The 14,920-nt window shown below is 32.3% G+C and carries 13 protein-coding genes, 2 tRNA genes and 1 riboswitch; of the genes, 6 read left to right on the forward strand and 9 right to left on the reverse strand.

What is annotated here, in order from left to right:
• Nucleotides 1-32 precede the first annotated feature (32 nt).
• From ACWJJ7_RS10105 to ACWJJ7_RS10135, 7 genes are all read right to left on the reverse strand, one after another.
• Nucleotides 33-740, reverse strand: coding sequence for a lysophospholipid acyltransferase family protein (locus ACWJJ7_RS10105; RefSeq protein ID WP_462964975.1), 708 nt, complete (start codon nt 738-740; stop codon nt 33-35).
• 38 nt (nt 741-778) lie between these two features.
• A complete protein-coding gene (gene queG, locus ACWJJ7_RS10110; protein ID WP_462962026.1) occupies nt 779-1,771 on the reverse strand; it encodes a tRNA epoxyqueuosine(34) reductase QueG in 993 nt (330 codons plus the stop codon).
• Between the two features lie 14 nt (nt 1,772-1,785).
• Nucleotides 1,786-2,379 (reverse strand): serine O-acetyltransferase EpsC, encoded by a 594-nt coding sequence (gene epsC / locus ACWJJ7_RS10115; protein ID WP_462962027.1) that lies wholly within the window; start codon nt 2,377-2,379, stop codon nt 1,786-1,788.
• Between the two features lie 188 nt (nt 2,380-2,567).
• Nucleotides 2,568-3,479, reverse strand: a complete 912-nt coding sequence (gene cysK, locus ACWJJ7_RS10120) for a cysteine synthase A (RefSeq protein ID WP_462962028.1) — start codon at nt 3,477-3,479, stop codon at nt 2,568-2,570.
• Nucleotides 3,480-4,083: 604 nt separating this feature from the next.
• Entirely contained in the window at nt 4,084-5,064 is a 981-nt protein-coding gene (locus tag ACWJJ7_RS10125) for an NAD(P)/FAD-dependent oxidoreductase (protein ID WP_462962029.1), read from the reverse strand.
• Nucleotides 5,065-5,189: 125 nt separating this feature from the next.
• Nucleotides 5,190-5,265, reverse strand: a tRNA-Trp gene (locus tag ACWJJ7_RS10130).
• A 32-nt stretch (nt 5,266-5,297) separates the two neighbouring features.
• Nucleotides 5,298-5,373, reverse strand: a tRNA-Trp gene (locus ACWJJ7_RS10135).
• A gap of 130 nt (nt 5,374-5,503) precedes the next feature.
• On the opposite strand from ACWJJ7_RS10135, the gene tsaE reads away from it, so the two are divergent.
• The 4 genes from tsaE to ACWJJ7_RS10155 all read left to right on the forward strand — a co-directional run bounded on the left by tsaE (nt 5,504) and on the right by ACWJJ7_RS10155 (nt 8,164).
• Nucleotides 5,504-5,962, forward strand: coding sequence for a tRNA (adenosine(37)-N6)-threonylcarbamoyltransferase complex ATPase subunit type 1 TsaE (gene tsaE / locus ACWJJ7_RS10140; protein WP_462962030.1), 459 nt, complete (start codon nt 5,504-5,506; stop codon nt 5,960-5,962).
• Entirely contained in the window at nt 5,959-6,672 is a 714-nt protein-coding gene (tsaB, locus tag ACWJJ7_RS10145; protein ID WP_462962031.1) for a tRNA (adenosine(37)-N6)-threonylcarbamoyltransferase complex dimerization subunit type 1 TsaB, read from the forward strand. Before tsaE ends, tsaB begins: the two co-directional genes overlap by 4 nt.
• On the forward strand, nt 6,665-7,114 hold the full coding sequence (gene rimI, locus ACWJJ7_RS10150) for a ribosomal protein S18-alanine N-acetyltransferase (RefSeq protein ID WP_462962032.1): 450 nt from the start codon (nt 6,665-6,667) through the stop codon (nt 7,112-7,114). The genes tsaB and rimI overlap by 8 nt, the downstream gene beginning before the upstream one ends.
• 132 nt (nt 7,115-7,246) lie before the next feature.
• The gene (locus ACWJJ7_RS10155; protein WP_462962033.1) at nt 7,247-8,164 is read left to right on the forward strand and encodes a polysaccharide deacetylase family protein; all 918 of its coding nucleotides are present in this window, start codon (nt 7,247-7,249) and stop codon (nt 8,162-8,164) included.
• Nucleotides 8,165-8,231: 67 nt separating this feature from the next.
• On the opposite strand, the gene ACWJJ7_RS10160 is transcribed toward ACWJJ7_RS10155, so the two are convergent.
• Complete coding sequence (locus ACWJJ7_RS10160) at nt 8,232-8,861, reverse strand: ECF transporter S component (protein ID WP_462962034.1); 630 nt, start codon at nt 8,859-8,861, stop codon at nt 8,232-8,234.
• Nucleotides 8,862-8,952: 91 nt separating this feature from the next.
• A riboswitch (FMN riboswitch) is annotated at nt 8,953-9,131 on the reverse strand.
• Between the two features lie 59 nt (nt 9,132-9,190).
• Nucleotides 9,191-11,353: a Tex family protein gene (locus ACWJJ7_RS10165; RefSeq protein WP_462962035.1), complete on the reverse strand. Its 2,163-nt coding sequence runs from the start codon at nt 11,351-11,353 to the stop codon at nt 9,191-9,193.
• A gap of 518 nt (nt 11,354-11,871) precedes the next feature.
• Between ACWJJ7_RS10165 and proS the strand changes: the two genes are divergently transcribed.
• Nucleotides 11,872-13,308 (forward strand): proline--tRNA ligase, encoded by a 1,437-nt coding sequence (gene proS / locus ACWJJ7_RS10170; protein ID WP_462962036.1) that lies wholly within the window; start codon nt 11,872-11,874, stop codon nt 13,306-13,308.
• 225 nt (nt 13,309-13,533) lie between these two features.
• Nucleotides 13,534-14,874, forward strand: a complete 1,341-nt coding sequence (locus ACWJJ7_RS10175; protein ID WP_462962037.1) for a Na+/H+ antiporter NhaC family protein — start codon at nt 13,534-13,536, stop codon at nt 14,872-14,874.
• Nucleotides 14,875-14,920: the final 46 nt, after the last annotated feature.

The raw sequence follows: 14,920 nt of genomic DNA on the forward strand, positions 1-14,920 counted from the left end.
TTCATTTTTTTTATACTAATGAAATTTTTCTTTCATTTACAATTGGAATATACTCCTCTATACTGCTCTGGTAGCATCACAGCTATACTTGACATTATTTCATGCATAACCCTATCGTAATACTCATTTTTATCTTCATCTTGGTTTTTACTTGGAAGTGTAACAGGCCCACCAATATTAATATTTACATCTGCATAATTAAATCTTTCTGATGCCATGTCATTATCATTAATTGGTAGTAACTTCTCGGTTCCCCAAATACCCATGGGAACGATTGTTGCCTTTGATAATTTAGCCATTAATATAAGCCCCTTCTTGCCCTCTATCATTTTTCCATCTCTACTTCTAGTACCCTCTGGAAAAATCATAATGTTATTACCTTGTTTTAGCGTACTAACAATTTTAGATATAGCTTCCTTATCTGCTGAATTGGGTTTTAACTGTATAGTCTTAGCAACATGAAAACCTAGTTTTGTAAGCTTATTATCTGTTAGCTTTACGCCGGCAACAAAAGTTACATTGTGGTCCTTTAATAACTTATTCATAACTATACCATCCGCATTGCTTAAATGATTGCATATAAAAATTATAGGAGATTTTATATCATTAATTTTCTCCATTCCGTAAGTTTTAATGTTTGCGTATTTATTAATATATGAATCAATTAATTTATTTGCTATAAAGGATACAACTTTATCTGGCAAAATGTCTATTATTCTTAACACCGCTTTAGAAACCATCACAATTCCACCTTTCATAATAAATAACTATACCATTATTATAATTTTAAAAGCTTTAAAAGTCTATAATAATAATCTCTTATATAAGGCGATGTATCCTTCTCTATAGTTATAATTTTACATTTTTCAGTAATAATCTCATTAATCATTGCATTCCTTTTAAGTATATTTTTACCTCTCCATCCACAAGAAGTTATTTTGTACTTATCTTTAAATAACCGATTATCAATATTGATTAATGATTGCACGTCGATTCTCTTCATATGTTCATAAGGTTTAAATTCTTTAATAGCACTAAATTCAATTGCTTTATTAAAGGGACATACTCTCTGACAAGTATCACAACCAAATAGTCTACCATTTAATTTTTCAAACCAAGAATCCTCTATATCTTTTTTCTGTGTTATGTAGGATAGACATATATTTGCATCATTATTTATTCCTGCCGTTCCTTTGACTATAGCATTCGTAGGACATGCTGCTAAACACATATCACAATCACCACATTTTTGCTTAAGTGGCTTGTTTGGCTCTATTACTAAATCCGTTATTATTTCTCCTAAAAAAACATATGAGCCATACTTTTCCGTTATCAAAGCATTGTTTTTTCCTATGAATCCCACTCCACTACTGCACGCAATATATCTTTCCGGAAGCGCATTGCTATCCACAAAGCACATAGCTTTTGCGCCCATACCCTCAATGAATTTGCAAATCCTCTCCATATATTCAGTTGTAACTACATGATAATCTCTGCCCATCGTATATTTTGAAAAATGTGTCCTCTGATTAAAATCTATATCATATAGATATGGAAATGCGATAGAAATTATAGTTTTTCCACTGGGCATATATATAAATGGATTTATTCTCTTGTCAACATTCTGCTCCTCAAACTCATTTTCTAGTCCTAGTTTTTTTCTTTCCTCAAAATAAGGACTTAGCTCATAGAAAATCCTACATTCGCTAAATCCTATTACACCTAATCCATTTTCTTTACAAAACTTTATTATTTCTTCCTTAATATTCATATCGTCAGTCCCTTTTATATTACCATATCGTTATATATTCTTTTAGTATTCCCTGCATAACCATTAATCTCTATTATAGTCGAAGTTTTCACAATAATTACTCTAGCTGGAATCCCTACAGCAGTTGCCTTATCTAATACATCTTTTAAAACTACAGCATTGGCACCAATCTTACTACCCGTTCCTATTTTAATCGGGCCCAAAATCTTTGCACCGGCGCCTACCACTACATCACTGCCTAAAGTAGGATGCCTTTTTCCTGTATCCTTACCTGTTCCACCTAATGTAACTCCTTGATACAAGGTTACATTGTCCCCAATTTCTGTAGTCTCTCCAATTACTACTCCCGTTCCATGATCTATAAATAATCCTTTTCCTATTTTAGCCCCTGGATGAATTTCTATTCCAGTAAAAAACCTAGCTAGTTGAGATATAGCTCTAGATATAAAATAGATTTTATGCTTATATAATAAATGAGCTATTCTAAATATTATTATAGCATGAATAGATGGATATAATAATATTACTTCAACCCAATTCTTAGCTGCTGGATCCTTTTCTAATACATTATTAATTTCATATCTTAGCAATTTAAACATTTTAAACATATGATAATTACCTCCTATAGAATTACAGTTTGTAAATATCCAAATCCATACTTTTAAATATAAATTTAGATATTTTCAAACCCTCATACTAAGCACATTTCAATAAATAAAAAGTCAGTATGTTAGTATATTGCATGTGCCTTATTTATCTATAGAGTAAAAGAAAATGTTTTAACCTTATTAAGAATTTATTCATAAATCCCCATTGAAATATACTTTTCTCCTCCATCAGGTGCAACAGTAACAATCTTTCTACCCTTGCCTACTTTACTCGCAATTTTTATAGCTGCTGCGATATTAGCCCCTGCTGAAATCCCTACTAATATACCTTCCTCTTTAGCCATTAGTTTTGCTATTTCAAAAGCCTCTTCATCAGATATTTTTATTATTTCATCAACCACATTACTATCATAAATATCCGGCACAAAACCTGCCCCTATTCCTTGTATTTTATGAGGTCCAGGTTCCCCCCCTGATAATACAGGAGAATTTTCTGGTTCAACAGCAACTACTTTAATCCCAAGTTTAACTTCTTTTAATCTTCTTCCTATCCCAGTAATTGTTCCTCCAGTTCCTACTCCAGCTACAAAAATGTCTATGTCTTCTACATCACTAATTATTTCTTCTGCAGTAGTAGCATAATGTTTTTCTGGATTTGCTGAATTAATAAATTGCTGTGGTATAAAAAATTTAGAATTTCCCTCAGCTATTTCCTTAGCCTTATTTATAGCGCCCTTCATCCCTTTTATCCCATCTGTAAGCACAAGTTGTGCTCCATATGCCTTGATTAAGTTTCGTCTTTCAACACTCATGCTATCTGGCATTACAATAATTACTTCATACCCTTTAATTCTTCCAATCATAGCCAAAGCTATTCCCATATTTCCGCTAGTTGGTTCAACTATAGTGAATCCTTCTTTTAATAGTCCTAATTTTTCAGCTTTTTCTATCATCCCGAGGGCCGCTCTATCTTTAATACTTCCAGCTGGATTGTATTTTTCTAGTTTCACAAAAATATCGGCCATATCACCCTTGACTACTTTATTTAATTTTAGAACCGGTGTTGCTCCTATCATATCTAAAACATTGTTATACATCATAATAATATCCCTCCAATTTTAAAATAAGCAATTTGCCTTCAAAAGCTATCCATATTTCTATATTATTAATATTTTCTAAAATAAAAATCAACACATATATAATTATCCTTCTATTATTCCAAAAGTTTTTGGGTACAAAAAAAACTCCCTCTAAATTTAGAGACGAAGTTTTACTTCGTGGTCCACTCTAAGTTATAATCACTAAATTGATTATAAAGCCACTTTTTCAAGCACAGCGCTATGCTCTATCACTATAACGGGTGAATCCCGATGCAGCCTACCAAAGTCACATTCGTGTGACTATTTCGGTGCATAACTCCAAAGGGCACTTCATATAAGTCGACCATAAGAATCCTCTCAGCTTTAGACTCTCTCTCTGTAAATTCTTCTTGTACTACTTTCCTTTTTCTAAGTATTTCCTAGTATTTTAGTATGAATTGCTTTTCTTTATTATATTCTTAACATTAAAATATGTCAATACTATTTTTTTAGTTTTTAGGTTATCATTTTCCATGATTACATTTGCACAAATAAAAAAAACCGTTTAAATAATCTAACAGTTTCTTAAATTTACTTATATTGTCAAATCATAAAAATTTACGTACTAAATATTAGAATTCTTTATGTATTGCGAAGTGCTAATACCTATATTATAACTTTGCTTTACCACATTTTCAGAAGAATCATAACCAATAGCTACACTTCCGCAGGCAAAGACACCCGCTATATTAGTTTGTGAACTTTCATTTAATTCAATTTTTCCTGTTGATGAATTAATTAGCATTTTTGCTTGTTTTGCTAATTCATTATCTGGATGTAAGTCTACAGATAAAAGTAACGCATCACAAGGAATATATTCCTCACTACCTTTAATAACTTCATTATTTTTATCCAGCTTTACTAAAGTGATCCCTTCAATCCTGATTTTACCTTTAATATCCGCAACCTTATGTTTTGTTTTTAAAGGTATATTAAAATCATTCAGGGAATTGATGAGTTTTTTATCAGTTGCCTCAATAAAATCTTTACTTTCAACTACAGCTTTAACATTAGCTCCTTCAATTGCTAACCTACTTGCTACTGTTAATGCAATATCTCCTGTACCCGATATAACTATTTCTTTTCCTGGCATATATCCTTCTATATTTATAAATTTCTGTGCACATCCTACAGTGTATATACCTGCACATCTACTACCTGGCAGATTCAAAAATCCCCTTGGCCTTTCTCTGCACCCGGTCGCAATTATTATAGCTTTCGCTCCAATTTTAAAAATTCCATCACACGCATTCACTGCATTAATTTCTTTAGTATTACTTAAATCTAAAACAGTAGTATTTAATTTATATGAAATATCTAATTTATTAACTTTATCTATAAATTTCTGTACAAACTCCGGTCCTGTCAATTCTTCACTAAAAATATTCTTGCCAAATCCATTATGAATACACTGATTTATTGTTCCGCCCAATTGATTTTCTCTTTCTAAAATCAAAATTCTACATTTATAGTGTTCTTTAGCTGAAATAGCAGCTGCAAGGCCTGCTGGACCTCCCCCAATTACTACTATGTCATATAGTTGCATTACATACCCTCCTGTTTTTTTCAAATGCTTAATGTTAAATCATCTCCTGCGGAGCTGAAATATTATAATGCATATTTAAATAAGTAAACGTAAAAACCCGTGAAAATAATTTCACAGGTTTTATTTGGCAGGGGTAGTAGGACTCGAACCTACAACCAATGGTTTTGGAGACCACTACTCTACCAATTGAGCCATACCCCTTTATTAACTTTTAAAATGCAAAAATGTAAAGATGGCAGGGGTAGTAGGACTCGAACCTACAACCAATGGTTTTGGAGACCACTACTCTACCAATTGAGCCATACCCCTAAAATACATCTGAATTATATCACGTGTTATAAATAAATGCAAGATTTTTTTATATTTCAATCTATTAAAAAACCCTGAGGCCTTTTCTTTTTTTATGTTTTAGGATAAAATATTTAGTGAGGTGAAACTTATGGAATACATAGTAACTACAGTTGACGAAACTTATAAAATAGGAGAGCTAATAGGCTCACGTGTAAATTCAGGGGACATAATCTGCTTAATTGGTGACTTAGGTACTGGCAAAACTCATTTAACAAAAGGAATTGCAAAAGGCTTAGATATAAAAGATCATATTACAAGCCCTACATTTACAATTGTAAATGAATATACAGGTCGATTAAAATTATATCATTTTGATGTCTACAGGGTAAATGACCCTGACGAAATAGCAGCTATAGGCTTTGATGAATATATATTTAGTGATGGCGTTAGTGTTATTGAATGGGCTAATTATATTGAAGAGCTGATTCCACCCAATAATTTATCCATTACCATAGAAAAACTTCCTAGATTGGGAGATGATTTCAGAAAGATCAACATCCGATATTCTGATAAAAGATATGATTATATAAAGGAGATAAAACTATGAAGATTTTAAGTCTGGATTCCGCTACACAATCAGCAACTTGTGCTATCCTTGGCGATAACAAAGTTCTTGGTGAAATAACTTTTAATTATAAAAAACAACATTCTCAAATACTTATGCCTATAATTGACGAATTATTAAAAAATATAGGAATAAATATTAGCGATATTGATGCCTTTGTAGCATCAAAGGGACCTGGCTCCTTTACAGGCCTTAGAATAGGGATGTCCACCATTAAAGGATTAAGCCAAGGCTCGAAAAAGCCTTTTGTAACTGTATCTACCTTAGATTCTTTAGCCTATAACTTAGCATATACAGATGGGATTATTTGTCCTTTGCTAGATGCTTTAAGAGATAATGTTTATACAGCCTTATATACTTTTAATAATTATGAGCTCACTCGCATCAGTGACTATATTAACGTTTCCTTAGATGAATTAATAAATATGCTTAAAGAGAAAAATTGCAATATTTCCTTTGTAGGAGATGGAGCTTTCAAATTCAAAGAAAAACTTATAGCAAATTTACCTAATGTCAGTTTTGCGCCAGCGCATTTAAACTTAGCTAAGGCTTCATCCCTAGGAGAATTAGGGCTCAAGCTTTTATCTAATGGAACATTCGATGATATATATGCGTCAGTGCCTATCTACCTTAGGCAACCCCAAGCTGAGAGGGAGTACGAAGAAAAGATGAGGCAAATAAAAAATGAATAGCGATTTTAAAATTTACCCAATGGACGCATCATCCATTAAATCAATACTCAATATTAGCGAATTAAGTTTTCCTATTTCATGGAGCTACGAATCACTCCAAAGTGAACTAAATAATAAATTTGCTAAATATGTTGTATTAAAAAAGGGCAATTCTATAGTAGGTTATGGAGGAATGTGGGTAATTATAGATGAAGCCCATGTTACTAATGTTGCAGTTCACCCTGAGGCCCGTGGTCATGGCGCCGGCGACATCATCGTGGAAGCATTATTTAAAATTTGCAGGAAACAAAAAGTTACAGCAATAACCTTAGAGGTTAGAAGTTCAAATTTTGCTGCTATAAACTTATATCAAAAGTATGGCTTTGAAAATGAAGGCATTAGACGTCATTATTATGAAGATAACGGGGAAGATGCAGTAATTATGTGGAATCGACACCTATAGCAGATAGCGTAAAAAGACTAGCTCTTGCCAGTCTTTTTTTATATTCTCTACTAAAAATTTAGCAAGCACGAGAATAAAATGGTATAATGTGGGTGAACTGTTTAAAATATATTAGAGTAAGGGGTAATATTTATGACCAAAAAAATTATATTAGCACTATTTTTTGCATTACTATTGGTTGGATGCAATTCCTTAGCTAGTCCAACTTCCAGTAAAAGCACAATAGTTTCAGATGATTCTCAGAGTAAATCACCAAAACCAGTAGATAATTCATCTAACATCCCACGCTTATCAACAACGCTTAAAGATCCGATTGTTAGAACATTTGATCAAACTGAAGGTGTGTCAAAAAAAATACCAATATTGATGTATCATCATCTACTAAAGAAAAAAGAAAATACATTTACAAATAATGGTGTAGTATTAAATCTTGAAAATTTTCAGCAACAAATGGACTACTTATACACTAATAAATATACTACAATAAATCTAGCTGAATTAGAACAGTGGCTTTTGGGGAATATGGAACTACCTAAAAAATCAGTATGTATAACATTTGATGATGGATATTTAAGTAGCTACATTTATGCCTATCCCATTTTGAAGAAATATAATTTTAAAGCTGCACAATTTTTAATTACATCTTATGTTAAAGATAATAGCGTTGAATTTAACCCTAAAACACAACAGTTCTTAAGCTGGAAAGATATCGCTAAAACTACCGATGTATTTGAATATTCAAACCATACCCATAATTTACATAAAACAGAGAATAACAAGGGTTATTTAATTACAAAGTCTTTAGATTTTGTAAAAAAAGATTTAATAAAAAATACGGAACTAACCGGTAGCCATTATCTTTCTTATCCTTATGGTCACCATAACGACGATGTATTAAACCTTCTACCTAAAATAGGAATACGAATGGCCGTTACTGTTAATAACGGAAGCGTAAAGAGAGGAGATTCTTTACTAGATCTCAATAGATATGGAATATATCCTAAAACATCCATATCTACATTTAAACGCATGGTTAATTGTGAATGGTGAATAATAAAGCTAAAGGATGACTTCTGCATTTTGCAGAAGTCATCCTTTAGTTTGTTAGTACCCTTTTTTATATTTTTTGTTCTCTACTTTTGTATTCTCTCTCCATATTCTCTTTATGAAGTATAGGCGAAACACTTTTATATAAAGCTAAAGTCATTGCTGATAATACTATTCCTTTAAGTAAATTAAAAGGGATAATAGACCAAATAATGAAAGTATTCAAATCCACAATGTTATGATTTATTTTTGATCCCATTTCTATAACAGCAGCTACTGGGAATCCTAATACTTTTTCGTATAAAGGTAAAACAACAAAATAGTTTAATATCCCTGCAAAAATCGACATACAAATTACTCCTATTAATAATCCAGCAATAGCTCCACCTTTACTTTTGCGGGCCTTATAAATATATCCAGATACTAATACTAAACATGAACCCACTAGAAAATTTGCTACTTCTCCAACGAAGGCTGTTTTAGTAGCTAGCATCCCATGTAGTATATTTTTAAAGAGTTCAATAACTACTCCCGCTATTGGTCCTAATGCAAAGGCTCCTAAAAGTGCTGGCAGGTCGCTGATGTCAATTTTTAAGAAATCAGGGAAAATCGGTATTGGTAACTCAATGTACATCAAAAGAAAAGCCATAACAGATAAAAGTGAAATTTTGATTAGTTTAACAAGTTTTTCGTCTCTCATTTTTAGTGCCCCCTAATTAACTATATCTCCTAGGGATGGATATAATAAAAACCCTGACATAGAACTATGCCAGGGCGAATTTATATATATATCACATCTTCTTTTATCCAGACTATACTGTCGGCTTCGGAATCAAATCATCACCCAAGGGTGCTGTCTTAACGACTTCGGAAGGAAAATCGCCTTCCAAAATGTCGTTAAACCGAATCAGCCTTACGGCTCGCGGGCTTTACCGCCGGTGGGGAAATTAGCCCCGCCCTGAAGATTATTAAATTTTATTTTTATATTTTATATTATATACAAATACAGTAAAATAAGCAACACATTAATTAATTATTTTTCATTGATAATGATATTCTTTTTCTTTTCTCATCAACTTCAATAACGCTAACCTCTACTATATCTCCAACACTTACAATATCTAATGGATGCTTCACAAATTTATCTGATAATTGGCTTATATGTACTAATCCATCTTGATGAACTCCAATATCAACAAACGCTCCAAAGTCAGATACGTTTCTAACTGTTCCCATAAGTTTCATTCCTGGTTTAAGGTCTGCCATTTGAACTACACCAGTCTTTAATATAGGCTTCGGTAGTTCTTCCCTTGGATCTCTACCAGGCTTTTTAATTTCTTTAATAATGTCTCTAAGCGTTGGACCGCCTAATTCTAATGTTTGTGCAAGTTCATTTAGATTAATATCTTTTAACCTCTCATCCAAATCTTTAAAATTTAAAGATTTGAGATCTTCTTTTGTATAACTTAAAAAATCCAATAATTTTTTAGTAGCATTATAAGTTTCTGGATGAATTGACGTGTTGTCTAAAAATTCATTACTCTCCATAACCCTTAAAAATCCTGCACATTGCTCATATGCTTTTGCTCCTAATCTTTTCACTTTTAATAATTCTTTTCTAGTTTTAAATTTACCATTTTCTTCTCTATACACTACAATATTTTGAGCTATAGCAGCATTTATCCCTGATATATAAGTTAATAAAGAAGGTGTTGCAATATTAAGATCTACACCAACAGCATTAACGCAATCTTCAACTACTCCTTTTAAGGATTCATCGAGTTTCTTAGGAGCCACATCATGTTGGTATTGGCCCACTCCAATAGCTTTTGGATCAATTTTCACAAGTTCGACCAGTGGATCTTGAAGTCTTCGTCCTATAGAAATAGCTCCTCGAATAGACACGTCTATATTTGGATATTCTTTAGACGCAAGCTCAGACGCAGAATATACTGACGCACCTGCCTCTGAAACTATAACATAATATAAATCTTTTGAGCACTCATCTTTAAGTTCTTGAATTATCTGAGCTAAAATTTCTTCAGACTCACGACTAGCAGTTCCATTTCCCAGTGATATTACTTCTACATTATGCTTAATTACCAATTTTTTAATAATATCTATAGATTTTTGGATACCGTCCTTACTGCCCGCAGTAGCGTATACTGTAGCTATATCTAAAAGCTTACCAGTATCATCAAGTACTGCTATTTTACAACCAGTTCTAAACCCTGGGTCAAATCCAAGCACAACCTTTCCTTTTATAGGTGATTGCATTAAGAGCGCCTTTAAATTAGCTTTAAATATATTAATAGCACCAATTTCACCTTTTTCTGTAAGTTCAGCTCTTACTTCTCTCTCAATGGAAGGAAATATAAGTCTTTTTACTGAATCAATTATACTTAACTCTATATACTTATCGGTTATATTATTTCCTTTTAAACATTTTGCTCTTAAGTATTCAATAATCTTATCATTATCAGCTTTAATTTTAACGGAAAGTATCTTACTAGTTTCGCCTCTATTTATAGCAAGGATTCTATGCGGCGGAATAGATTTAACCCCTTCTTTATACTCATAATACATTTCAAATGGAGTAGTATCGTCAGAACTACCTTTAGTTTCAACGTTCCCTTGATTATGCACTAATGCTCTAATCCACTTTCTGTAATCAGCTTCGTCTGAAATCATTTCACTAATAATATCTCCAGCACCTTGAAGTGCATCCGAAATACTATTTACTTCTTTTTCTTCATTTACAAATTTCTCTGCATACTCATTTATGTCATCTTTAAGCTCACCACTAAAAATAATTTCAGCTAGAGGTCTAAGCCCCTTCGCCATTGCTATTGTAGCTCTCGTTCTTTTCTTAGGCTTAAACGGTCTATATATATCCTCTATTTCTGTAAGCGTCTCACATTTTTTTACTGAATGCTCAATTTCCTCTGTTAGTTTTTCTTGTTCACCTATAAGACGTATTACATCTGTTTTTCTTTCTTCTAAGTTCCTAAGATATATAAGCCTCTCTGTGAAATTTCTAAGGATTATATCATCAAGTCCCCCAGTTCTCTCTTTTCTATATCTAGCTATAAAAGGAACTGTATTCCCTTCATCTAATAATTCAATTACACTTTCCACCTGTTCTTTAGTTATTGAAAATTCTTTAATTAATCTATTATTTATGTCTCCCATGTTTTTTAGCTATTTTTGCAAGTCACATTCAAATAAATAACAAGTCACTATGCTAATCTATTTTCATGTACCTAAATAGCCATTCCTCCTCACATAATTTATATTTTAAATTTAATGTACTAAAATTAACATATTTAATCATACCACGAATTTTATCCTCATATCTATATAAAATATAGAAATTTTTAGGAGAACTATATGAAAGATTTAATATGTTCTTGTTTTTTAACCCTTTGTCTTATATTGTTTATTTATAGTTCACATATATATTATACCCTATATAGATTCAATCCTACAAATTTATACCAATCATAAAATATATTTCAAAAAATGATTTGTTAGCAAAGAGCTAGCTTTCGATTAGCTCATTTTTAAACTCACCCACGGTATTAATAACACTTGCGAATTGTTTTCTTGACATATTATTATTTTTATTCTATGATTGATTTTAGAGTGCCCTGTTACGGGTTTTTTTGTATTTATTTCAAAATATTTTATTGAATCGGAGGAAAATAATTATGGCAAAAGGAAAAAAATTTGTAGAATCTATTACCTCTATGGAAGAAGATTTTGCAAAATGGTATACCGATATTGTAAAAAAAGCGGAACTTGCTGATTATGCGAGCGTTAGAGGTTGCATGGTAATCAGGCCTTATGGCTATGCTATTTGGGAAAATATTCAAAAAACTTTAGATCAAATGTTTAAAGATACCGGTCATGAAAATGTATATATGCCAATGTTTATTCCTGAGAGCTTACTTCAAAAGGAAGCAGATCACGTTAAAGGCTTTGCACCAGAGGTTGCCTGGGTAACACACGGTGGCAACGAGCTACTAGCAGAGAGGCTTTGCGTTAGGCCAACTTCTGAAACATTATTTTGTGATCACTATTCAAAAATAATTCAATCTTACAATGATCTCCCTAAATTATATAATCAATGGTGTTCTGTTGTGCGTTGGGAAAAAACCACAAGACCTTTTCTTAGAAGCTCAGAATTTTTATGGCAAGAAGGCCATACCGCTCATGCAACTGCGGAAGAAGCAAAAGAAGAAACTCTTAGAATGCTTAATATATATGCAACTTTTTGTGAAGAAACCCTTGCTATTCCAGTTATAAAAGGCAAGAAAACAGAAAAAGAAAAGTTTGCAGGAGCAAATGAAACTTACACAATTGAAAGTTTAATGCATGATGGAAAAGCACTTCAATGTGGTACTTCTCATAATTTTGGAGATGGTTTTGCAAGAGCATTTAACATACAGTATTCAGACAAAACAGGTAAACTTGCTTATGTTCACCAAACTTCTTGGGGAATGTCTACAAGACTTATCGGGGCTTTAATTATGGTTCATGGTGATGATAACGGTCTAATACTGCCCCCAGCAGTAGCTCCACTTCAACTTATCATCGTTCCAATTGCACCTCATAAAGAAGGCGTAATTGAAAAAGCTACAGAACTTAAAAATATATTATCAAAGCTTGCAAGGGTAAAAATGGATATTAGCGACAAAATGGCTGGATGGAAATTTAGCGAATACGAAATGAAAGGTGTCCCACTACGTTTAGAAGTGGGTCCAAAAGATATAGAAAACAATCAAGTAGTACTTGTAAGACGAGATAATAGGGAAAAAATGATCATTCCAATGCCTGAATTAGAAACAAAAGTACCCGAGATTTTAAAAGATATTCAAAAATCTTTACTTGAAAAAGCTAGAAATGCACAAGATAACAGAACCTTTAATGCAAACACCGTAGAAGAATTAAAAGAACTTCTTGATAAAACTTTAGGATTTGTTAGTGCTCCATGGTGTGGAGAACTCGCTTGCGAAGAAAAAGTAAAAGAAGTAGCTGGTGCGTCTTCTAGATGTATGCCATTTGATATGCCAGAAGAAAAAGGCGTTTGCCTATGTTGTGGAAAACCATCTAAAGCTACAGTTATTTGGGGAAGAGCTTATTAAATTTAAATATTAAAGCGATTGGTTTATGCCAATCGCTTTTAATTTTTTAAATTTATACCTCTATCCCCTCTTGGTAAATTGATTAAATCGTTACCTGTAGCGCTGCAATATTAGCAACTTATGGTTATGCTTTTTATTGAATACCTGTATTATTTTTGTTATACTAATGATATAAATAAAATGCTTATAGGCTTAATTTAAAATTTTTTAAAGTAGGTGATGACTTTGGATTTAATTATAGCTTTTCTTGTTACATTTGCACTTTTAGTTTTGAGTGTTTTAAAAGGCATATTTCTTGCATATCCATTAATATCCGGGCTAATTCTCTTTATTTTAGTGGAGTTTAAAAGAGGGATTCCCCTAAAACGCTTGTTAAGTATGTCTTTTAATGGCGGCAAAAAATCCCTCATAATTATAAAGATTTTTATTCTTATTGGGGCTATTACATCTATATGGATTGTCTCTGGCACTGTACCTGCAATAGTTTATTATTGTATAACTCTAATAAGACCCAATGTGTTTATTTTATCTGCATTCTTAACTAGTTGTTTTGTATCTTTTTTAATAGGTACGTCTCTCGGAACGTCCGGTACAATAGGTGTGGCCCTTATGGTTGTTGCAAGAAGCGGCGGTATAAACCTTGCTGCCACAGCTGGCGCAATTATTGCTGGAGCATACTTTGGTGATAGATGTTCTCCTATGTCTTCTAGTGCAAGCCTTATTGCATTTCTTACAGAAACAGATATTTATAAAAATATAAAAAACATGTTTAAAACCTGCATAGTTCCCTTTGGTATTTCAATTATTTTCTACACTATAGTGTCAATTATATTCCCCTTGCATAGTTCTGTAAACGGAATAAATAATGAAATAATTAAGGCCTTCTCTATAAATATAATTGTTTTGCTTCCTGCTTTGGTTATACTTGTTTTTTCAGCATTTAAGATAAATGTTAAAATATCTATGATTGTAAGCATAATAACGGCTTTTTTATTGAGCATCTTTATACAACACGAAACTCTAGTACAATGCATAAAGTTTACTGTTTTCGGATATAACACAGACAAATCAAGTCCCCTTTACACGATACTTAAAGGCGGAGGAATCATTTCTATGCTAAAATCATCCCTCGTGATATATATAGGCTCTGCATTTGCAGGTTTAATAGAGGGAAGTAAAATGTTAGACAGTGTTGAAGCTATAACTTTGAAGGCAAATTCTAGGTATGGGGTTTTTCAAAATATAGTCATTTCAAGCATATTCACCGCTACTGTAGGCTGCAGCCAATCCGTTGCTGTTATGTTAACTCATATGTTAAATAAAAAGGCTTATGAGAAAAATGAACTAGATAACTCATTCTTAGCTATTGATTTAGAAAATACAGCAATAATGATTTCCGCTTTGATTCCTTGGAACATTGCTTTACTTGCTCCACTTACGATTTTAGGTGCTAATGTTTCCTGCATGCCATACCTATTATATATATATATGGTACCTATAACAAATTTGATCTTAATCCGATTTAAATCAAATACTAACAATATAGAAATAAATATCAATCATTAAATCATCTCCTGCGGAGCTGTAATATTAACGACTTCAGAAGGAGATT

Source organism: Clostridium sp. CM042, from assembly GCF_055080995.1.